Annotated in this window: 22 protein-coding genes; 7 read left to right on the top strand and 15 right to left on the bottom strand. The window is 44.4% G+C overall.

The window, feature by feature from the left end:
- From HZA10_11210 to mraZ, 5 genes are all read right to left on the bottom strand, one after another.
- A partial coding sequence (locus HZA10_11210) for a UDP-N-acetylmuramoyl-L-alanyl-D-glutamate--2,6-diaminopimelate ligase (GenBank protein ID MBI5196870.1) occupies positions 1 to 1489 on the bottom strand: 1489 nt, incomplete at its 3' end.
- Positions 1486 to 3279, bottom strand: coding sequence for a penicillin-binding protein (locus HZA10_11205; protein MBI5196869.1), 1794 nt, complete (start codon positions 3277 to 3279; stop codon positions 1486 to 1488). The genes HZA10_11210 and HZA10_11205, both read right to left, overlap by 4 nt.
- Positions 3280 to 3542: 263 nt before the next feature.
- Entirely contained in the window at positions 3543 to 3947 is a 405-nt protein-coding gene (locus tag HZA10_11200; GenBank protein MBI5196868.1) for a hypothetical protein, read from the bottom strand.
- The gene (gene rsmH / locus HZA10_11195) at positions 3944 to 4840 is read right to left on the bottom strand and encodes a 16S rRNA (cytosine(1402)-N(4))-methyltransferase RsmH (protein ID MBI5196867.1); all 897 of its coding nucleotides are present in this window, start codon (positions 4838 to 4840) and stop codon (positions 3944 to 3946) included. The genes HZA10_11200 and rsmH overlap by 4 nt, the downstream gene beginning before the upstream one ends.
- 8 nt (positions 4841 to 4848) lie before the next feature.
- Positions 4849 to 5301 carry a division/cell wall cluster transcriptional repressor MraZ gene (gene mraZ / locus HZA10_11190; GenBank protein ID MBI5196866.1) on the bottom strand — a complete coding sequence of 151 codons (453 nt, stop codon included), beginning with the start codon at positions 5299 to 5301 and terminating at the stop codon, positions 4849 to 4851.
- Positions 5302 to 5741: 440 nt separating this feature from the next.
- On the opposite strand from mraZ, the gene xerD reads away from it, so the two are divergent.
- Together xerD and HZA10_11180 are read left to right on the top strand one after the other, a co-directional pair.
- Positions 5742 to 6617 (top strand): site-specific tyrosine recombinase XerD, encoded by an 876-nt coding sequence (gene xerD, locus HZA10_11185; GenBank protein ID MBI5196865.1) that lies wholly within the window; start codon positions 5742 to 5744, stop codon positions 6615 to 6617.
- 113 nt (positions 6618 to 6730) lie between these two features.
- Positions 6731 to 6997 (top strand): addiction module protein, encoded by a 267-nt coding sequence (locus tag HZA10_11180; GenBank protein MBI5196864.1) that lies wholly within the window; start codon positions 6731 to 6733, stop codon positions 6995 to 6997.
- A gap of 8 nt (positions 6998 to 7005) precedes the next feature.
- Here HZA10_11180 and HZA10_11175 read toward each other — a convergent pair whose 3' ends face one another.
- Together HZA10_11175 and HZA10_11170 are read right to left on the bottom strand one after the other, a co-directional pair.
- On the bottom strand, positions 7006 to 7353 hold the full coding sequence (locus tag HZA10_11175) for a nucleotidyltransferase domain-containing protein (GenBank protein ID MBI5196863.1): 348 nt from the start codon (positions 7351 to 7353) through the stop codon (positions 7006 to 7008).
- Entirely contained in the window at positions 7329 to 7805 is a 477-nt protein-coding gene (locus HZA10_11170) for a HEPN domain-containing protein (GenBank protein MBI5196862.1), read from the bottom strand. Before HZA10_11170 ends, HZA10_11175 begins: the two co-directional genes overlap by 25 nt.
- Positions 7806 to 8041: 236 nt before the next feature.
- On the opposite strand from HZA10_11170, the gene HZA10_11165 reads away from it, so the two are divergent.
- Both HZA10_11165 and HZA10_11160 read left to right on the top strand, forming a co-directional pair.
- Entirely contained in the window at positions 8042 to 8290 is a 249-nt protein-coding gene (locus HZA10_11165; protein MBI5196861.1) for a hypothetical protein, read from the top strand.
- Positions 8291 to 8689: a type II toxin-antitoxin system VapC family toxin gene (locus tag HZA10_11160; GenBank protein MBI5196860.1), complete on the top strand. Its 399-nt coding sequence runs from the start codon at positions 8291 to 8293 to the stop codon at positions 8687 to 8689.
- A 24-nt stretch (positions 8690 to 8713) separates the two neighbouring features.
- On the opposite strand, the gene HZA10_11155 is transcribed toward HZA10_11160, so the two are convergent.
- From HZA10_11155 to HZA10_11120, 8 genes are all read right to left on the bottom strand, one after another.
- A complete protein-coding gene (locus HZA10_11155) occupies positions 8714 to 10222 on the bottom strand; it encodes a 2-isopropylmalate synthase (protein MBI5196859.1) in 1509 nt (502 codons plus the stop codon).
- Between the two features lie 136 nt (positions 10223 to 10358).
- Positions 10359 to 11084, bottom strand: a complete 726-nt coding sequence (gene pssA / locus HZA10_11150) for a CDP-diacylglycerol--serine O-phosphatidyltransferase (protein ID MBI5196858.1) — start codon at positions 11082 to 11084, stop codon at positions 10359 to 10361.
- Between the two features lie 125 nt (positions 11085 to 11209).
- The gene (locus tag HZA10_11145; protein ID MBI5196857.1) at positions 11210 to 11866 is read right to left on the bottom strand and encodes a phosphatidylserine decarboxylase family protein; all 657 of its coding nucleotides are present in this window, start codon (positions 11864 to 11866) and stop codon (positions 11210 to 11212) included.
- A 73-nt stretch (positions 11867 to 11939) separates the two neighbouring features.
- A complete protein-coding gene (gene ilvC / locus HZA10_11140; GenBank protein MBI5196856.1) occupies positions 11940 to 12956 on the bottom strand; it encodes a ketol-acid reductoisomerase in 1017 nt (338 codons plus the stop codon).
- Positions 12957 to 12969: 13 nt separating this feature from the next.
- Positions 12970 to 13455: an acetolactate synthase small subunit gene (gene ilvN, locus HZA10_11135; GenBank protein MBI5196855.1), complete on the bottom strand. Its 486-nt coding sequence runs from the start codon at positions 13453 to 13455 to the stop codon at positions 12970 to 12972.
- 80 nt (positions 13456 to 13535) lie between these two features.
- A complete protein-coding gene (gene ilvB, locus HZA10_11130) occupies positions 13536 to 15272 on the bottom strand; it encodes a biosynthetic-type acetolactate synthase large subunit (protein ID MBI5196854.1) in 1737 nt (578 codons plus the stop codon).
- Positions 15273 to 15449: 177 nt separating this feature from the next.
- Positions 15450 to 17111, bottom strand: a complete 1662-nt coding sequence (gene ilvD, locus HZA10_11125) for a dihydroxy-acid dehydratase (GenBank protein MBI5196853.1) — start codon at positions 17109 to 17111, stop codon at positions 15450 to 15452.
- Between the two features lie 99 nt (positions 17112 to 17210).
- On the bottom strand, positions 17211 to 17438 hold the full coding sequence (locus HZA10_11120; GenBank protein ID MBI5196852.1) for a DUF465 domain-containing protein: 228 nt from the start codon (positions 17436 to 17438) through the stop codon (positions 17211 to 17213).
- A 118-nt stretch (positions 17439 to 17556) separates the two neighbouring features.
- On the opposite strand from HZA10_11120, the gene HZA10_11115 reads away from it, so the two are divergent.
- From HZA10_11115 to mutL, 3 genes are all read left to right on the top strand, one after another.
- Positions 17557 to 18573 (top strand): glycosyltransferase family 2 protein, encoded by a 1017-nt coding sequence (locus HZA10_11115; protein MBI5196851.1) that lies wholly within the window; start codon positions 17557 to 17559, stop codon positions 18571 to 18573.
- 57 nt (positions 18574 to 18630) lie between these two features.
- Positions 18631 to 20100, top strand: a complete 1470-nt coding sequence (locus HZA10_11110) for a B12-binding domain-containing radical SAM protein (protein MBI5196850.1) — start codon at positions 18631 to 18633, stop codon at positions 20098 to 20100.
- A 405-nt stretch (positions 20101 to 20505) separates the two neighbouring features.
- Positions 20506 to 22227, top strand: a complete 1722-nt coding sequence (gene mutL, locus HZA10_11105; GenBank protein ID MBI5196849.1) for a DNA mismatch repair endonuclease MutL — start codon at positions 20506 to 20508, stop codon at positions 22225 to 22227.
- The last annotated feature ends 43 nt before the right edge of the window (positions 22228 to 22270 follow it).

Here is a 22270-nt window from a genome sequence, read left to right as displayed (position 1 = left end):
CCCTGTCGCTGAAAGGGCGGCGTATGCCGTTTATTTCCTGATAATCCTCATGCCCTTTACCCGCAACAAGCAGGGTGTCGCCTTGTTCCGTCATTGATACCGCCCGGATTATCGCCTCTGCCCTGTCCGGCAAAATCATGTAGTTGCTCTTCTTAATGCCTGCAATTATATCGTTAATAATCCACATCGGATTTTCTGTCCTCGGATTGTCGGATGTAATTATCACAAAATCGCTTAACTCCGCTGCAACCGCGCCCATCTTATGCCTTTTATCCCGGTCCCTGTTGCCTCCGCATCCAAAAACCGTTATGACTTTACCCTTTGTTATCAGCCTTGCCTCCTCAATAAGCCTCTTCAGCGCATCTTCGGTATGCGCATAATCCAGTATACAGAGGAATTTCTGCCCGGCATCAATCTTTTCAAACCTGCCTTCAACCGGACTTACTTCCCCTAGGCCCTTAATTATTGCCTCATCACCGACGCCAAGTGCATAGGCAATCCCGACAGACATCAGGATGTTATAAACATTATTCCGTCCTGCAAGAGGAGAACTTATGTTCAATTCACCTCCCGGCGTCTGAATAATAAAATCAGAAGGTTGAATTATGAGGGTTGAATTATGAAAAAAGGATTTTTCATCCTTCTTCCTTCTTCCTTCAGCCTTGTCTATATTCATCCCCCTTATCATTGCCCCTTCCTGAAGACCGCAGGTTATGACATTGCACTTTAATTTCTCTGTGAGGGTTCTAACCGCCGGGTCATCCCAGTTCAACACGGCATAACCGCCATTTTCAACGTAATCAAAAATTTTTGCCTTGGCAGTGAAATACTCTTCCATAGTGCCGTGAAAATCCAGATGGTCCTGCGTAAAATTTGTAAACGCCGCCGCTTTAAAAGAACAGCCTTCAACCCTTTTAAGAGTCAATGCGTGGGAGGACACTTCAAGCACAGCATACTCAACATTATTGTCCAGCATTTCCCGCAGGTATCCCTGGAGGTCTAAAGACTCGGGAGTCGTATGAATTGCCGCAGCAACTCTATTACCTATTATATAACGTATGGTCCCTAAAAGACCAACCTTCCTGCCCCATGTATCAAGTATGCTCTTCGTTATATAACTGGTTGTTGTTTTCCCGTTCGTCCCTGTAATTCCGATGAGGGATAAGCCCTTTGAAGGTTCTCTGTAAAACGCAGACGATACGGCCGCCAATGCATCCCTGCTGTCTTCAACAGTTGCAAACGCCGCGCCGTCACATGACAAACATATGCCGGATAAATCCGCTTCCTTTTCTACTATCACACCAGCAGCCCCCCTGCTTAATGCGTCATTTATATATCTGTGGCCGTCAGTGGAAAACCCCCTGACAGCCACAAAAAGAAATCTTTCTTTTACATTCCTTGAGTCATACGCAATCCCCTTTATTTCACAGTTCACATCGCCGGTAACCTTTGCCACCTTTATTCCCTTTATAAGACTCTTAAGTGTCATCTACTGACAAGTGTAATATTATTCTCATCCCTTTCCATAGGAACATCCAGATATGTAAGCGTCTGCTCTATGATGTTTCTGAACACCGGGGCGGCTACTGTGCCTCCGTACCTTGCGCCCCTCGGCTTGAATACAACAATGATAAGTGAAATCCTCGGATTATCTGCAGGGACAAAACCGACAAAGGAACTCACATAATCAGAAGCGGAATACCGCCCTGTCTTGGGGTCAATCATCTGTGCAGTGCCTGTCTTCCCTGCTACAAGATTGCCCTTTATGGACGCCCTCTGCGCGGTGCCGCCTTCTTCAACAACCGTCTTTAAAATATCCCTCATGGTCTTTGCCGTTTCTTCTGAAACAACCTGCCGTTCAATCTTAGGAGAAGATTTTTCAATAATCCTTCTGTCAGGCGAAATTACTTCAGAGACAATATACGGCTTCATCAGTCTGCCGCCGTTGGCAATTGCCGAATAAGCCCTTAAAATCTGCAAGGGGGTCACCCCAATTTCCTGCCCGATTGATATGGTGGCAAGCGTCCTTCCGGACCATGATTCAGGCGATTTTAAAAGCCCGCCCACTTCTCCTATGAGGTCTATCTTTGTTTTATCGCCGAAACCGAATTCTTTCACATATTTATAAAATTTTTTCTCGCCGAGTATTGCGCCGGCCTGTATCAGACAGACATTTGATGATTTTTGAACGCACTCTTTAAATGTAAGCACGCCGTTTTTATGAACATCGCGGATAGGTTTTCCGCCGCTGACATTTATATAGCCCTTGGAACAGTCAAATTTTCTTTCAGGCGTGACAAGCCCCTCTTCAATAACCCCTGAAGCCGCAATTATTTTAAATGTTGAACCCGGCTCGTACGAATCAGTAATTGCCCTGTTGCGCCTTTCAGAGGCCTCCGCGTCAGCCGGCATGTTGAGGTCATATGTTGGCATGTTGGCAAGGGCAAGGATTTCGCCTGTCACCGGGTCCATCATTATTCCCACCGCGCCTTCGGCCTGCCATATTTCAACAGCGCCGGCCAGCTCCCTTTCAACTATATGCTGAAGTCCTTCGTCAATAGTAAGCAGGAGGCTGTTGCCCGGGATGCCTTCTTCTGTGTTATTGGCAAGGTTTAAACCGTGGGCATCCCTGCCGAGTTGAACTTTTTTCACTTGGCCCTTCATATATTTGTCATAACGGCGTTCAATGCCTTCAAGCCCCTTATTATCAATATCCGTATACCCGAGAATATGCGCCGCAAGCTGTCCCTTGGGATAATACCGCTTTGTCTCAGTGACAATGCCAACTGTATTTTTCAATTCATCTTTTACTTTCTCCGCTCCGCGTGACATATCCTCGTCCATTTTTCTTGTAATCCACATAAAACTTGATTTCCTGCCTTTGCCGTCTGCAAGCCTGCTGCTCAGAATATTTGCAGAAACCTTAGCTACCGGAGAAAGCCGTGAAGATACATAACTGATGTTATCCACCTTTAAGGGCACGGCATATAAAGAATTGGTTTCTATATTAACGGCAAGCTCCCTCATGGACCTGTCATAAATAGTCCCCCTCTGAGGCATTAATGTTACCGCCCTTGAATACTGCTGCGCCGCCTTCTCTGAGAGATCCTTATGCTGGATAACCATGAGATAAAAAAGCTTAAAAAATACAACAAAGAACGCAAAAAACACTATTGTCTTAAGCACAACAGCCCTTTTTCTGCTGTGAGAATAATCTGCGTCAGGGAACCTGTCCCAGAGCAGTGCAACATCCGGTTTTTTTCTTCTTCTGTATTTCATAGTTCAAAATAAAAAAGTCTGACCTGAGGCTAAGGTTCATTCCCTATGCCTCAGCCTGCCGTCAGATTCCATGTCTGTCAGCGATTATTTAATGCTCGTCCCACAATGTTATGATTCTCAATTCTCTCCTCATATTAAATTTTAATACACATTGATCTTCCCTGCGGCAGAAACCGCAAGGAATCTAATGCAAGGAATTTCTTTTTATTACATTCGCTCGCTAACCCAGTGGCAAGACCACGGGGAATACATTCGCTGTCCATTTATGGATCGTCAGCCCTCCTCATATTTTTAAATGCCCTTAAAGGCGAATGCCATGATGGTGTACTGCCCGCGTCTGCTTTTACAGATGCCTCGCGGGGTCCTGCCGGCCGCATCCTTCTGACAAAGATGACCTTCTCTCTCTCCGGAAGGCTCATGCCGAGATCATTTATTGCCGCATCTTCCACACTCTTCATTGAAAATGAACCGGCCTTCTGTGCAAAGAGCATTTTTCTTTCCCTTAGAATACTTCCCTTCTCCTTCTGAAGCTTACCGATATCATATTCCATGCTTATTGCCGAAGACCTTAGTCCTACAAGACAGAAGACTCCTGCAACCAGATACAGGACAAGACCGAGTTTTATAAGACCCCTTTTCCACCCTTTTTTAAGACGTCTTGCAGTCATAACGCCTCCGCTGTCCTGAATTTTGCGCTCCGTGAAGACGGATTCGTCCTTATTTCCTCTCTGACCGGCACTAAAGGCTTTTTTGTAATAATACTAAGCCGTCCTTCGGCTGAAAGTTTTTTGAATGAATTTTTCACAATCCTGTCTTCAAGCGAATGATATGAAAGCACGCAGAATCTTCCGCCTTTATTGAGAATGCCCGCGCCTTCATCAATTGCGGCAGTCAGCACGGCAAGCTCCCTGTTTACCTCAATTCTTAAGGCCTGAAAGGTCTTTGTTGCAGGATGAATCCTGCCCCGCCTTCCAATAGCCCTCTCTATGATTTCCGCAAGCTCCAGGCAGGAGCTGACCGGCTGTTTTTTGCGTACCGTAACAATCGCCCTTGATATCTTCCTGCTGAATCCTTCGTCTCCGTACTGCCAGATGATATGGGCCAGGTCTTTTTCAGGATACCTGTTTACAATTTCAGCGGCCGTAAGCCTCTGTCTTTTGTCCATCCGCATGTCAAGGGGCTCATCCCTTAAAAAACTAAAACCCCTGTCTTCAGTATTGAGCTGTAATGTTGAAACACCTAAATCAAGCAGGATCCCGTCAACCTTTTCATAACCAAGTTCATTAACCGCTGTCTTCATATTTGAAAAATTGTCCCTGACAAAATGCACCTTGCGTCTTTCTGACATAAGAGGTTTCAGCCTCTCCCTTGCCGCCTGAATTGCAAGCTCGTCGCTGTCCATTGCAATCAGCGTGCACTGCTGTGCATTTTTCAAAATGCCCTCAGCATGCCCACCGAGCCCTGTTGTGCCGTCAATGTATATCCCTGACTCTTTTACTTTCAATGCCTCAAGCACCTCCGTCAGCATAACCGGGACATGGACGATCCCCGGACATTCCATTCCCAAATTTACAAACCAAGTCCGGACAGTTGTTCCATGTAAGCCTTCCTGTCCACCTTTGACGGATCAGCAACATCTGTAAATTCTTTTTTGTTCCAAATTTCAATCCTGTTTCCCTGCCCTATCATGACTACCTCGCCGCCCAATTCCGCATCATCCCTGAGAGACGCCGGAACAAGCGTTCTGCCCTGTTTGTCTATTTCGCATTCCACGGCAGAGCCGACAACGCGGCGCATGTAATATCTGACTGCATCCATGGTCTGCGGCTTTCCTTTCATTTTTTCCATGAGCTGGTTCCATTCATCAATCGGATAGGCGCAGATGCAGCGGTCAAAAATATCATTGACAAAAATAAGTTTTAGGCTATAATTTGATGAAAGTATTTCACGGAAAGGAGCAGGGATAATGATTCTGCCTTTTGGATCTAAGGTGTAATAATGTTTCCCGAAAAATCCCGGCATTTATCCTCCACTTTCTACCACTTTACTCCACAATTAACAGTATAGGGGTCTGTAAATAGGTTGTCAAGAGAAAAAATAATACTTCTATATTTTGTGGTTTAAGATAATACAACTACTATCTATTGGTATAAATTAATAAATTTTTCATGCAGGGCCTTTATCTTCAAAACAGCAGGCTTGAGTATCCTCAAAATTTTAGCAAGCGACAAAATTCAAGAGTGCCATGTTGCAACCGCCATATTTTTGCAATCCAAAAATAACTTTTAGAGAGAACAAGGCAACATGGCATCTAAGGAGTCGCACTAAACCTTCTCAGATACCCAAGCCTGCTGTTTACCCCTTGCCCCTGTTTTTTCACTGTTCACTTTCTTTCCTTTGCATCCCGAATAACTCGGGACAAGTCCTTGCATCTTTCATCCTCATCCTGTATCTTTTAATTAATGGTTAACCTGACTGAGAGGTTCTTTAATTATCTGGCAGTTGAAAAGGGACTTTCCTCAAACACGCTGGAATCATACAGAAACGACATCGGAAAATTTCAGGATTACATTAAGAAAAATGACAAAGACCTGAAGAGTTTTTCCAAGAGTGACCTCCTTCTGTATTTGAATCACCTGCGTGACCTCGGCAATCAGACGCCTACGGTTGCAAGAAACATATCCGCCATACGCGGGCTGTGCAAATTTATGCTTCTGGAAAAAATCATAGATGAAGACCCCATGGAAAATCTAAGCACGCCAAAGGGCTGGAAACATATCCCCCAAATTCTCGGCGCGGACGATGTCTTTTCCCTCATAGAAAAACCTCAGAATGAAAAATTTTCACTAAGGGACAGTGCCATGCTTGAGCTTCTTTATTCTTCAGGCTTGAGGGCCAGCGAGATAATTAATTTAAAGACGGATGACATTAATTTTGAGGCGGGTTTTATCACAGTGATGGGCAAAGGCTCAAAAGAAAGGGTTGTGCCGGTCAATGAGGCCGCGATGCAGACAATAAAAAAATACATTCAGGAGCTAAGACCGAAACTGCTCAGAAAAAAAACAGCGTCTGCGCTCTTTATTGCAAAGGGCGGAAAGCCCATGACAAGACAAAGATTGTGGCAGCTTATTAAACTTTATTCAAAGGGTTTTTCACAGAACGTATCCCCGCATACGCTGAGGCACTGCTTTGCAAGCCACCTGCTTGAAGGCGGGGCGGATTTAAGGACCTTGCAAAAAATGCTGGGGCACTCAGACATTTCAACCACACAGATTTATACCAAGGTCACGCCTGAACGGCTCAGGAAAGTTCACAAAGAACATCATCCGAGAGGGTAAGAATGCAGGCATTACTTAAAAGGTATAAATAGTCGTTGTGTCCATAGACAAATGTTTTGCATTAATCACTCATAGGCAACATGGTATAATAGTATGAAAAAGGAGAGGTTATGATAAAAACAGATAAACTTATTTCAGAAGCCATATCGTTGCCCGTAGACATCAGAGCGCTGCTCGTGAATAAGTTATTAGACACTTTGAATCCAACAAAAAAAGAAATTGATAAATTATGGGCTAAGGAGGCTGAAAAAAGAGTTGCCGACATTAAAACAGGAAAAGTAAAAGCAATTCCGGGGGAAAAGGTTTTTAAAGAAATTAGTATGAGGAAAGAAGGGACGATTGTTTATGCCACATGGACAGGCAGTAACCCGCCCCGCTGATTTTGTCGTTAAATCAAAATCTTATTCTTCCTGCAGACAACGCGGCCTTCTTTTTTAATAACACCGCCAACAAAATCCAATTTATCTTTTGAAGAAAATTCTTCCAAGGAATAGCCTACCGGCTGGATGTCAGCCTTTATACCCCATAAGAATTTTTGCAGCATCACCTGTGCTTTATAATAAGACTTGTTTTTAAATTTACTGGAAAATATTGCTATATCTATATCGCTGTCAGGCCGCGCCTTGCCTTTTGCCTGTGAGCCGTATAAAACAGCAAATTCCACAGGGATTTCCCTTTGAACTTTTACGAGATAGTCTCTTAAAACCCTTTTTACTTTTTCTTTAATTTGAGCCATTTATAAACATCCTTTGTCTTTTTTAATAAAGCATCCGCTTTCTTTTTATTTATAATCTTTCCCATTTTTTCTTTCATCTCCGGATAACGTGCTTTTATGTTAAACGGATTCAATTCAGTAAAAAAATCCTTCTGTTCTTCTGTCAGTTCAATTTCCAATTCAGCACATAAAGTCAGAAGGTTATGCGTATATGGCGGAATTTTATTGTGTTGTTTTACAAATAGCCCCTTTAATGCCTTTTCAACAACCTGATGACACATAAAACCTACATAAAGATACCGCCCGCCATTGAACATTACTCCGGCTGTCTTTAAATCGTAATTCGCCACATTGAACCAGTAATCAATTGCTTTTTGTTTATTCATTTCCTCATCTGCCTTTTTGAAATTGCCTTTATGAATATCGTCCAGTATCCCGCCAAGCTCTTGGCAATACCTTGAGCCTTTTCCCATCTTTTCCAAAACATCCCTTATCTTTTCTGCTAAGAAAAAGTCTATCAAAAAAGCATTGAAAAGTCATTGGAAATATTTACAGAGGCAGCAAAAGCTCCGAAACACTGTGAACATATAATGACCAATGCCTAACCCAATTAAGTTTCAACAAAAATCTCCATGTAGTTTCAGAAACTACCTTTTTGTATTTGACAAATATTTAAATATTGCTTAATCTACCCATAAGGAGGTGGGTTATGGGAAAGTTAATAGTAGAACTTCCGGATGTAATACACGGAGAGCTTAAAAAGAAAGCTGCTTCTCACCGCAAGACGTTAAAAGCTATCATTACAGGGTTAATCAGTGAATACCTGCATGTAAAAGACAAACAAGAGCATATACAGAAAACAGGTCTATGCGGCAGATGGGATGACAAACGGTCTGCGGATGCAATCATAAAAGATATTAAAATTCACAGAAAATGGTTTATTAAAAGGAAAAACTAAGTGGGTAAATTTATTCTTGATACCGACATGTGCATCTACTGGTTAAAAGGCAATGAAAATATTGAAAAGAATATAGTGAAGAATGGTTTTGAAGAAGTTTTTATTACTGTTATAACTGAATGTGAACTTTTTTACGGCGCGTATAAATCCATGAAAAAAGATAAAAACCTGGCGGTAGTTGAAGATTTAAAAACCAAGATAAGCACGCTGCATACTGTTAACGGTGTTCCAGCGGCATACGGGCAAATAAAGGCTGAATTAGAATCAAAAGGGGAGCCGCTGGATGATGCGGATTTACTTATAGCGAGCATAGCCCTGCAGAATGATGCGACCCTTGTAACAAATAACACCGCGCATTTTAGAAAAATCAATGGGCTAAAAATAGAAAACTGGAAGTAATTTTAGAAAATAAATGCAAATCCCCTACTTCTTTCTCACTGCCAATTTGTTGAGCGCATTGACATAAGCCTTGGCCGCGGCGATGATGATATCCGTATCCGCGCCGTGCCCTCTGACAGCCTTGCCGTCTTCTTCAAGCGACACAATCACCTCGCCAAGCGCATCCGTGCCGCCTGTAATGCTTTTGACCTCAAATTTAAGCAGACTGCTCTTTGTATCTGTCACAGAGGCAATGGCTTTATATATCGCGTCAATCGGTCCGTCGCCATGTTCCGTGACTTCCATTAATTCATCTCCCATTTTTAATTTAACGGCAGCAGTAGGCTGCTGGCTCATTCCGGATGTTATATATAAATCAATCAGGCTATAAGTTTCGGGTATCTTCGTCACCTCGTCAGAGACCAGCGTCTCAATGTCCTCGTCAAAAATGTCCTTTTTCTGGTCGGCAATTTTTTTAAACCGTTCAAATGCAATGTTCAGCTCTTCATCGCTTAATTCGTAGCCTAATTCCTTAAGCCTCGTCTTAAACGCATGCCTGCCCGAATGTTTGCCGAGAACGAGCTTTGTCTTATGAAGCCCTATGGTCTCAGGAGTAATAATTTCGTATGTGGATTTATCCTTCAAAAGTCCGTCCTGATGAATGCCTGATTCATGGGCAAAGGCATTTGCGCCCACAATTGCCTTGTTGGGCTGAACCGATATGCCTGTTATTTTAGTCACAAGCCTGCTGCTCCTCATTATCTCTTCTGTATGTATCTTTGTATCCGCATTAAAGATGTCGCGCCTTGTCCTTAGTGCCATGACAACCTCTTCCATAGAGCAGTTGCCTGCGCGTTCTCCAATGCCGTTAAGCGTGCATTCAATCTGCCCTGCGCCGTTCAGCACTGCTGAAAGTGAATTAGCCGCCGCAAGCCCGAGGTCATTATGACAGTGCACTGAGATTACCGCCTTATCAATATTCTTCACTTTATCGCAGACAGCCTTTATCAATGCGCCGAATTCATTCGGAATGGTGTACCCGACCGTGTCCGGTATGTTAACCGTTGATGCGCCGGCTTCAATAACGGCCTCAATCACTTCGCAAAGATAACTTACATCGCTTCTGGTTGCATCCATCGGTGAAAATTCAACATCCTCAACAAAACTCCTTGCAAGCCGGACCATCTCAACCGACCTCTTTAACGCCTCTTCGCGGCTTACCCTGAATTGATGCTTAAGATGAATGTCAGAGGTGGAATGAAACGTATGAATCCTTTTCTTAGGCGTATCCTTAAGCGCCTCCCACGCCCTTTTTATGTCCTCTTCCTTGGCCCTCGCAAGACTGCATATTACAGGGCCTTCAACCTCTGCGCCTATGGTCTTAATCGCCTCAAAATCGCCCGGAGAGCTGATTGCGAATCCGGCCTCAATTATATCTACGCCGAGGCGCGCAAGCTGTTTTGCAAGCTGTACCTTTTCCTGCACATTCATTGACGCGCCGGGAGACTGCTCGCCGTCCCTGAGCGTTGTATCAAAAATTTTAATTATTCTCATTCAACTTACCTATTCAAGATAGTTCAAATTTGTTTAATATTGTTCAATATGGTTCAAGCCGTTTAACGTTGTTCAAGATTGAACGGCTTAAACAATTTAAACAACGTTGAACCTGTTTTTGTTTAAACGATTCAAACTATGTTGAACTTGCTGTATTGGGTCTCCTCTTTTTATAAAACATCACTGCATTCTCAATAATTCCCCATAGCATATAGCACATAGCAAAAATAAAAATCATGTTTTCCGGATGCATGGCCACAAGCACAAGCACAATCACAAAAACAACTAAAATCCAGAACGGTTTTCTCCTTTTAGGGTCAATCTCCTTCAGCCCATGATAACGCAGTGTGCTTACCATGAGTATCGCAAGCACAAAAATCAGTGCAAGTATCAGGTAATTTTTTCCCCCCAGACTGCCCCACATTTCATGATAAAATAAAACCGATGATGTTGCAATGGTAGCGGCGCCCGGTATCGGCATGCCTGTAAACGCCTTGCTTTCTGCAGAGCCCATCTGGACATTAAACCTCGCCAGCCTCAATGCGCCGCACATGACATAAAGAAACGCAGCGCCCCAGCCAAAACGGCCGAAGTAATGAAGCGACCAACCGTAGAGAAGAACTGCAGGGGCAACGCCGAACGCGATAAGGTCTGAAAGCGAATCAAGCTCAATGCCGAATTTTGTCGTGCTGTGAGTCAGCCTTGCGACCCATCCGTCAAGCCCATCAAAGATATTGGCAATCAGTATAGCCCATGCCGCATGTATGAAACTGCCTTTAAAGGATGCGAGTATCGCATAGAAACCAAGAAACATCCCGCAAAGCGTCAATGCATTCGGAAGTATGTAAATGCCTTTTCTCATCTGAAAATACCTTTAACCACAGAGAACTCAGAGAAAATATTCATTGTAAATTTGCATTTTGAAATGATAATTGATAATTTTGCAATAAAACACTCTGTGCCCTCTGTGGTTTTCTTTTAAATTATTTATTCAATTACGCCTAATACGCTTTCCCCTGCCTTAACCCTGTCACCCAATTTTACCTTAATATTAGCATTTAATGGCAAGTAGACATCAAGCCTTGAGCTGAATTTTATCATACCAAATCTCTCGCCTCTTTTTAGTCTATCGCCTGCCTTAACCCTGCACACCGCCCTTCTTGCTATAAAACCCGCCACCTGCCTTACAAGTATCTTCCCTTCATTGCCTTCCAAGACCATTGCAATATTTTCATTGAGCATGGACGCCTCATCCTTGTCCGCAGCAAAGAATCTGCCGGGCGTGTGCTTCACTGTCTTTACAACACCGTCGCACGGCGCCCTGTTTACATGGACATTAAAAGGCGACATGAAAATGCTTATCTTGATATAATCCCCCTCGATCCCCTTTATCAAAGGGGGGTCGGGGGGGATTATATCACCATGAATTTCCTTAATTAAAATGACTCTGCCGTCTGCCGGAGAAACGAATAAGCCCTTGCCTTGTGGGACTGTCCTTTCAGGGTCGCGGAAAAAATAGAACATAAACAGCGTAAGGACAAAGAAAAGTGCAGTCGGCCACAGTAGCCTTACAACTGCGGCTACAAGCGTGATGAAGATGAAACCAATGATGAAAGGATAACCCTCAGGAGCGAATTTGAACATAATTTTAGTGAACAGTGAACAGTGAACAGTGAACAGCTACTGAATACTATTCACTAACGACTATCAACTGCATTCATGCTTTTGATTTATCCACAAGTTTGCCTTTTTTAAGCCACGGCATCATTGCCCTGAGTTTTGCCCCGACTTCCTCTATGGAATGTTCCTCGCCTTTTCTCGTGAGGGCATTGAACACAGGCTTATTGGCCCTGCATTCAAGTATCCATTCCCTCGCAAATTCGCCTGACTGGATTTCACTGAGGATTTTTTTCATCTCTTTTTTGACATCAGGAGTTATGACACGCGGTCCCCTTGTCAGATCTCCGTACTGGGCCGTGTTGCTGATTGAATATCTCATGTTGGAAATCCCGCCCTCGTAGATTAAATCCACTATGAGCTTGACCTCATGGAGGCATTCAAAATACGCCATCTCAGGCGCATAACCCGCTTCAATAAGTGTTTCATAGCCTGCCTGAATAAGGGATGTAACGCCGCCGCATAAAACCACCTGCTCGCCAAAGAGGTCTGTCTCTGTCTCTTCCTTGAATGTGGTTTCAATAACACCTGCCCTGCCGCCTCCGATTGCAGATGCATAGGAAAGCGCCACTTCCTTTGTGTCTCTTGAAGGGTCCTGATGAACTGCGATAAGGCACGGCACACCGCTTCCCTTTGTATATTCAGACCTCACAAGATGCCCCGGTCCCTTAGGAGCAGCCATGAAAACATTTATTCCAGGAGTCGGGACAATCTGCCCGTAATGTATGTTAAAGCCGTGCGCAAATGCAAGATAGGCGCCTTTTTTTATATTCGGCGCTATTTCATTTTTGTAAATATCCGCCTGATATTCGTCAGGCAAAAGCATCATTATCACATCAGCCTCTTTTGCCGCTTCAGCAGGCGGCATTGCACTGAAACCGGCTTTTTTTGCCTTATCAAGGCTTCCGCCCTTTCTGATGCCGATAATGACCTTTACTCCGCTTTCCTTCAGATTATTGGCATGGGCGTGTCCCTGGCTCCCGTAGCCCATGATGCAGACCGTTTTCCCCTTCAGCATATTCCTTTTAATATCTTTATCGTAGTAAATCTTTACCATAACTCCTCCCTTTTTATTTCTTCGCCTTTTCCCTTGCAATCGCAACTTTTCCGGTGCGCACAAACTCTTTTATCCCGAAGGGTTTGATGAGTTCAATAAACGCATTTATCTTGCCTTCATCTCCTGTGGTTTCTATTGTAAATGTAGAAAAGCCTGAATCAATAATCCTGCCCCTGAATATCTCGGCCAGCTTCAGCACCTCAATCCTGTCTTCCTTCCTCGGAGAAACTTTAATAAGCACCATCTCCCTTTCAACATGGTCTATCTCCATAAAGTCAACCACCTTGATGACATCAATAAGTTTATTGAGCTGTTTGGTTATCTGCTCAATTATCTGGTCGTCGCCTGTGGTGACTATGGTCATAATGGAAATCTTAGGGTCAATCGTCTCCCCGACTGAAAGGCTCTCAATGTTATAACCCCTGCCGCTAAAAAGCCCCGATACCCTTGACAGCACGCCGAATTTGTTTTCTACAAGCACTGAAATCGTATGTCTCATTTATTCTCCTATAATAAAAATCGTTCAAGTTGTTTAAGCCGTTTAAACTGTTTAAACCGTTTGAACGGCTTGAACTTTTTTTATTTCACCGCCTTTAGTTTTTTCTCTTCCTTCTTCTCTTCATCAAACATCATCTCATTTATCGCAGCGCCGGCAGGAACCATCGGATAGACCTTTTCCTTCCAGTCAACAATAAAGTCCATAAACACAGGTCTGTTCTTCACCTTAAGCGCCTCTTTTATCACAGGAACAACTTCCTCCGGTTTTGAAGCCCTCAGCCCTACTGCGCCGTACGCCTCCGCAACCTTGACGAAATCAGGATTACCGGATTCAAGATGTGTATGCGAATAACGCTCTTTGAAAAACAGTTCCTGCCACTGTCTGACCATTCCCAGATAGCCGTTATTCAGGATCGCTACCTTAACCGGCAATTTATTTATCACCGCAGTTGCCAATTCCTGTATGTTCATTTGAATGCTTCCGTCGCCTGCCACGTCTATGACCAGCTTGTCAGGGCAGGCAAGCTGGGCTCCTATTGCCGCGGGAAAACCATAACCCATGGTGCCGAGCCCGCCGGAGGTAAGAAGCGTCCTCGGCTTGTCAAATTTAAAAAACTGCGCAGTCCACATTTGGTTCTGTCCGACCTCTGTGGCGATTATTGCATCGCCCTTTGTAAGTTCATGCAGTTTTTCTATGACAAACTGCGGCTTTATTTTTTCCTCATCATAAGTGTAATGAAGAGGCCTTTCCTGCTTCCATGCCTTTACCTGCTTCAGCCACGACTTTCTTATTGCATCCCACGGCTCTTTAACGTCCTCTTTAATGACCTTAAGCATATCCTTCAGCACATGCCTGACATCGCCTACAATCGGGATGTCCACCCTTAGGTTCTTCTTGATTGAGGTCGGGTCTATGTCAATATGGATAATCTTTGCATGAGGCGCAAACGATGCCACCCTTCCTGTAACGCGGTCGTCAAACCTTACGCCTATGCCTATCAATAGATCCGCTTCCTGGACAGCCATATTGGCATAATATGTGCCATGCATTCCTAACATTCCCAGTGAAAGCTCGCTTGTGCCGGGAAATCCTCCAAGCCCCATGAGCGTCATCGTTACAGGCACCTGCGTAATCTCCGCAAGCTCCCTTAATTCCTTTGAGGCGCCTGAAAGTATTACGCCGCCGCCTGCCATTATCACAGGCTTTTTGGCCTTGGCTATCTCATGCGCCGCCTGTTTTATCATCCACTTATTGCCCTCATATGTGGGATTGTAGCTCCTGATTTTTATGTGCTCGGGCCATATGAAATCACCCTTGCCTGCAGTAACATCCTTGGGCAAATCAATGAGCACGGGACCCGGCCTTCCGGTTGATGCAATGTGAAACGCCTCCCTCACCGTCTGCGCAAGGTCCTTCACATCCTTAACAAGATAATTGTATTTTGTGCAGGGTCTTGTAATTCCGACTATGTCCGCCTCCTGAAAGGCGTCGTTGCCTATAAGCATTGTCGGCACCTGTCCGGAAAAAACAACCATAGGTATTGAATCCATTGACGCATTGGCTATGCCTGTAACAGTATTTGTCGCGCCTGGACCTGACGTCACTATTGCAACGCCTATCTTGCCGCTGGCCCTTGCATAGCCGTCAGCCGCGTGAATAGCGCCCTGCTCATGCCTTGTGAGGATAAGTTTTACGTCCTTTTCGTCATAAAGCACATCAAAGATATTGAGTACCACGCCCCCGGGATAGCCGAAGACGTGTTTTACGCCCTCTTTTTTCAGACAATCAATTAAAATTTCAGCGCCTGTCTTTTTCATTTAAGCTCCTTCATAAAGTGAATAGTCGTCAGTGAATAGTTCTGTCATTCCGGCTTGTCCGGAATCTCTCCCTGTTTTGTCGTTCCGCACTTGATGCGGAATCCAGTATCTTTCTGGATTCCCGTTTTCACGGGAATGACACGCTTTTGGCATAACTTCACATCTTCAATCTGTTCACTATTCACTGTCTTTAAGTACCGCCCCTGTGCTTGCAGATGTGACAAATCTGGCATATCTTGCAAGCCATCCTTTATTTATCTTCGGCTTAACCGGTTTAAGGTTTTTAAGCCTGTCTTTTATTTCCTTATCACTAAGCAGGACATCCATTTTTCTTTGAGGTATATCAATATGAATCAGGTCTCCGTCTTTTAAAACTGCTATCGGCCCGCCTTCCATTGCCTCAGGCGAAACATGCCCTATACATGGTCCCCTCGTGCCGCCTGAGAACCTGCCGTCTGTAATCAGCGCCACGGACTCGCTTAAGCCCATACCGGCAATGGCAGCGGTAACGCTGAGCATTTCCCTCATCCCGGGACCGCCTTTTGGTCCTTCATAACGGATGACTACAACATCGCCTCCCCTGATCCTGCCTGCAAGCACTGCCTTCATGGCGTCTTCCTCTGAATTAAAAACCCTTGCCCTGCCTTTGTGCCTGAGCATCTTCTCAGCCACAGCGCTCTGCTTTACAGCCGCACCGTGAGGCGCAAGATTTCCCCTTAGGATAGCAATGCCTCCTTCTTTGTGATACACGTTATTTAAGTGCCTGATTACCTCGCTGTCCACAATCTCAGCCCTGTTTGCAATATCATAAATCTTTTCCCCTGAAAGCGTCATAACATTATTCAGAAGAGGCTTAAGCCTTTTAAACACCGCCGGGATGCCTCCGGCATATTCAAGGTCTTCAAGGTAATGCGTACCGCCGGGAAGCATATTTGCAATATGCGGCGTTTTTCTGCTCAGTTTATCAAATGCCTCAAGGGGCAGTTCCACACCTGCTTCATGCGCAATCGCAGGTATATGCAGAACCGTATTCGTAGAGCCGCCTAAAGCCATGTCAACCATTATGGCGTTTTCAAACGCCTTCCTCGTCAATATCTTTCCGGGCGTTATATTTTTCTTCACAAGCTCAACTATCCTCTGCCCGCTCTGAAATGCAATCCTGCGCTTTTTGGATGATACTGCAAGCGCAGTTGCACAGCCCGGAAGGCTCATGCCCAATGCCTCTGTAATGCAGGCCATTGTATTGGCCGTATACATTCCCTGGCACGAACCGGTGCCCGGACAGGCGCACATCTCAAGCTCCTGCATCTCGGAATCGCTGATAAGTCCTTTTTTATATTTTCCTATTGCTTCAAATGTGTCATTGACAAGGGACAGCCTCCTCCCCTTCATGCGGCCTGCAAGCATTGGCCCGGCAGTAACTATGATTGAAGGCACATTGAGTCTTGCCGCTGCCATAAGCATGCCGGGGGTAATCTTATCGCAATTCGTAAGAAGCACCAGTCCGTCAAGCTGATGAGCGCCTGCAATGGTCTCAACCATATCTGCAATAAGCTCCCTTGAAGGAAGGCTGTAGTGCATCCCTTTATGACCCATTGCAATGCCGTCGCAAATGCCGGGAATGCCAAAAAAGAACGGATAACCGCCTGCCGTGTGAACCCCTTTTTCAATGAACCTTTCAAGGTCGCGCATGCCTGTATGTCCGGGAATTATGTCAGTAAAGCTCGTGGCAATGCCTATAAACGGCTTGGACATCTCAGAGCGCGGTATCCCTGTGGCATACAATAAGGCCCTGTGCGGAAGCCTCTCAAGTCCTTTTTTAATTAAATCGCTTTTCATAATCAGTCGTTAGTGAATAGTATTTAGTGAATAGCAGAAAAGGCAGTGAACAGTCGTTAGTATTTAGTGAATAGTTAAAAAACTGTTCACTGTTCACTATCAACCGTTCACTTTCTTCTTATATTCCCTTATAATCTCCGCCATGCGGTCTTTTTGCGCCAGTTTTTTCTTCTGTATCTTTTTTCTCTCTATTTCATCTTCGGGCGTAAGATACTTAATCTTATCAATCTCAGCCAGCCTTTGTTTAAGGACTTTGTGCTCTTCCTCAAGCTTTTTGTATTCTTCATTTTCCTTTTGCAGAATTTCTTCAATTTCGCCGTCCTTCAAATGGTATCCCCCCTTTTCTTTAATTTTATTGATTTGAAAATTATCATATTTTATCAGAAAAATACAAGGAAATACATAAGTTTGTATCACCTCAGCCGGGGTAATTTGATTTTACGGCATGATAATTATTATACTCATACAGTATATCATGATCTCAATCATCATCCCAACTTATAACTCCGAACGGTTCATGCCTGCCCTTCTGGGCTCGATATTTAAATCAGAATTTAGGGATTTTGAGGTAATAATCGTAGATGACTGCTCTACTGACAGCACTGTAAAAACCGTAAAAAACTACCCTGTAATGGTATTACAATTAGAAAAAAACTCAGGGCCTGCCGTTGCAAGAAACATCGGGGTAAAGGCGGCAAAGGGGGATATAATATTCTTCCTTGACTCTGATGTAATTGTGCTGAACGGCACTGTTAAAGAGGTGCATGATTACTTCCAGAAAAACCCCTCGGCAAACTGCGTCATAGGAATATGCTCCACCAAGCCGTTAAATAAGGGGTTTGTGCCGAAATATATGGCTATGTTTGAATATATTCATTTAATTGGAACCAAAGACAGCAAAGTGAGCGTATTTGCCCCAAGGTGCGGCGCCGTAAAAAAGGATTTTTTTGAAAAAATCGGCGGATATAATGAATCCTACAAGGGCGCGGATGTTGAGGACTTTGAATTTGCCAGACGGGTCAATAAGACCGACAGCATCACGCTTGATACAAAGATGATGGTGATACATAAATTTGCCACCTTTAAACAGGCTGCAAGGAATTATTTTAAGCGCACGGTAATGTGGGTGCATTTATTTTTCAGGGAGAAAAAGCTTGACAATGCAGGGCCTACGGCGCCAAGCAACGGCATAGCGGCGCTCTGCGCCTTTTTAAGTTTTCTGTCTTTGTTCTTCATCCCCTTTGCCAGCGCGGCAAAAAATGTCTTTATCACCCTGCTGATTATTTTTCTGATTGCCAACCTGAAATGGTGGAATTTCATGCGGAAAGAGGCAGGTCTTTCGTTTGCAATAAGGGCGCTTTTTTTAAACTATTTCATGGGCTTAAATATCATGACTGCGGCAATGTATGCCGCGGTTAGCTATCCGTTTTACGAAAGGGGTCAAGATTTAAAAAGATCGTAACTCGTTACGCTTAATGCGTTACGAGTCACAAAGTTTAACTCCTAAATTACAAAGCTAATGGAAAAAAATCTGGTTGTTTTAGCATATGCAAATGCAAGCCCGTTTCCCTATCACGCATGGACTCCGCTTGCCATCCTTTCCCTCGGCGCGTACCTTGAACAGCGCGGCATAGAGGTTGAATATTTTGACGAAAGGATTCATAAAACAGAGCGGTTCAGGGAACTGGTTGGGAGGAAACCCCTGCTTATCGGTCTCTCAACCATGACCTGCTTTCAGATTAAAAACACACTAAGGCTTGCCAAACTTGCCCGTAAAATCAATCCTGAAATCCCGCTCGTCTGGGGTGGAACCCACCCTTCCATGATGGCTGAGCAGACGCTGGAATCAGAATTCGTGGATTTTGTGGTAAAGGGCGAAGGCGAGCAGACCCTGTTTGAACTTGTGCAGGCCTTGCAAACAGGCAAAATTGATTTAAGCAGTATTGACGGGCTGGGATGGAAGGGGAGCGGAAAAAACATTCAGAACAAAGACAGGGACTTTCTGGACATAGAGACCCTGCCGTTTCCCTACGATGGCAAAGGCAGGGAAATCCTGAATGAATATCTCAGGAAAACCGAGGACACCCTTGAGAACATAGGCTATGAATCATCAAGGGGCTGCCCGCATAAATGCGGATTCTGCTATAACGTTTATTTCCATAAAAATGTATGCAGGGTAAAAAGCCTTGAGAAAATCAGGACTGAACTCCTCAAGCTGAAAGAACTCGGCGTCCGCAAGATGACATTTTATGATGACACCTTTTTAGCCGGCAGGAAGGAAGTCATGAATAATATCTGCGACCTCCTGAGGGTACTGGATTTTAAGTGGATAGCTAATGTAAGGATAAATACATTTACCCCTGAACTGCTTCAGAAATTTGCAGACAGCGGATGCGTATATCTGTTTTTCGGCGTAGAATCGCCTGACGATGAGGTGCTTAAATATATCAGGAAAGGGCAGAACAGGCGTATGATTGACGAGGGCATCAGGGTGGTTTCGCAGGGAAATATCAAAACACTTTACTCCCTCATAATAGGACTGCCCAATGAAACAGACGAACAATTGCAGAGGGTTCTTGATTTTGCGGATGAAATAAGGAGGAGGCATCCCGGAGCAGAAGTGCCTATTCAGCCCTATGTGCCATTGCCCGGCACTCTGCTGTATCAAGAGGCGCTGAAGGCAGGGTTTAAACCGCCTACGCACCTTGAGGGATGGAAAAACTTTACAAATGACGAGGTAAGAAACCCGTGGGTAAAAAATCCGAGGCTGCTGAATGCCATTTACATAAACTCCTTCCTTGCGTTCCGTTATGACAGGTTCCTTAAATCCTTCTGGAGCAATCTTGTTTTCGGTCCTCTGCACAAACTGTCACTCTGGAGATGGAAGCACAGGAATTATAATTTCTTTATTGAGCTTTATTTGTACCTGACCTATAAAAGACTCGGAAGGTTTTTTATATTTCTGGAAAAGACGTTTAAGAATAAGTAAAAAACCTGAGGAAAGTCCGGTTATCCGCGCCCCGACAAGAATCTCAAAAAATCTCTTTCTTGATACTGCCGAATCGTCAATCAGCAATATTTTCTTTTTATCCATAATTTTTTACATTTTATCAGAAAAATCTGATATTTCAAAGTTATTTTTTTAAAAAATCAAATTCCCAATTTCCATATAGTTATCATTCCTGCGTAGGCGGGAATCCAGGGTTTTTAAGGTCCTGGTTCCCCCGATTAAATCGGAGGACGACGTCTGGATCCCCCGGTCAAGTCCGAAGCGGATCTCCGCGAAGGAGTCGCATCGACCGGAGGATGACGAATACTGAGTTTTCAGACAGGCTCCACAAGTCGGGAATCCTTCAGCGCTTCCCATTGCCGCTTTGTTGTAATATAATTAGTCATGCCTAAAATTGCCATTCTGCCTGATTTATTAATAAACAAAATCGCCGCGGGCGAGATCATAGAGCGCCCTGCCTCTGTCGTTAGAGAACTGATTGACAACTCTATAGACGCAGGCGCAGAGAAAATCACTGTAGAGGCCCTTCACGGAGGCAAAAAACTCATAAAGGTATCTGATGACGGCGCAGGCATGAGCAGGGAAGATGCTCTGCTGTGCCTTGAAAGGCATGCCACAAGCAAAATTAGATCCGACGACGACCTTTTCAATATATCAACGCTCGGTTTCAGGGGCGAGGCACTGCCCTCCATCGCCTCTATTTCTAAACTTACGCTTATAACCTCAGCAGTAAATTCCAGCGCCGGCACAAAGATAGAAATCAATGGAGGAAAGGAAAAAAATATCACGGATGCGCCTGCATATGCGGGAACTGCCGTTGAGGTAAGGGATATCTTTTACAACATCCCGGCAAGGAGAAAATTTTTAAAGACCATCCCCACAGAGCTTTCACACATTATTGACACAGTCATCCAAAAGGCATTCCCGTGTTTTGAAACTGCATTTACCCTTAAACATAATAACAGCGATATTATCAATGTGCATGCCGTTAAGGGCCTTAAGGAAAGATTCATCCAGCTTTACGGCGAAGAGCTGTCAGGCGAATTTCTTGAGGTAAAAAAAGACGCCGGACACATGAAACTATACGGCTTTCTGTCATCACTTGATTTTACAAGGGCGGGCAAAAGCTACCAGTACATATTTGTCAACAGGCGCGCGGTAAAAAATCCTACTGTAAATCATGCTGTCTATGCCGCTTACAGCGGGCTGATTCCTAAAGACAGGCATCCTGCGTTCTTCCTGTTTCTTGACATAGACCCTCAGAGAGTGGATGTAAACGTCCACCCTGCAAAGCGCGAGGTCAGATTTGAAACGCCCGAGGAAATCCATAGATTAGTGGAGTCCGCAGTATATGACGCACTCAGAGGCGGGGCAGTGTCCGGCACGCAGGACAAAGGGGTAAGCAATGCCTCAATGCCGGGATTTACATACCCAAAACCGTCAGGAAGCGGCTTTTATAATCCATCTGTTGTTCAGGAACAGCATGCAAAAGATTTTCAGCCAGGTTTTTTTGCCGAAGAAGCCTTTGCCCGTCACAAATATTTTCATATCGGAGAATGTTTCATTGCCGCTATTGCCGACAACAGGCTTATTGTCATTGACCAGCATGCGGCGCATGAAAGGGTCCTTTATGAAAAATATTTAAAAAAGACTGCAATAGAAACAGAAAACCTGTTTCTTCCCGTGAGGGTGGAACTGCCTCCAAGAGAATTTAATATCATCATGAATCATAAGGGCCTTCTGAATGACTTCGGGCTTGTTGTTGAGGAATTCGGAGGGCATGATGTGATTATCAAAACAATCCCGCGGGAGCTTAGAAAAGCAGACCTCAAAGGACTGCTTTTAGATATTGCATCAGGCATAATTGAAGAAGAAGGGACCGGCGCAAAGGGCGCGCCTGAAAAAGACAGGCTCACACACGGCATAGCGGCAAGGCTTGCCTGCCACAAGTCCGTAAGGGGAAGCGAACCCCTGAATGAGATGGAATTATCAAAACTTCTTTCAGACCTTGATAAAACAGAGTCGCCTGACAAATGCCCGCACGGAAGGCCTACAAGGATTTTTTTCCCGCTTGATGAGCTGAGGAAAATGTTTAAAAGGAAGTAGCTGAGATTGCTTAGTCATCCCGAATCATCGATGACATCAACTG

This window comes from Nitrospirota bacterium (assembly GCA_016212185.1).
Lineage (GTDB): Bacteria > Nitrospirota > Thermodesulfovibrionia > UBA6902 > DSMQ01 > JACRGX01.
Note: the sequence above shows the minus strand (reverse complement) of the source record. Positions and strands in the feature narration are given on the sequence as shown.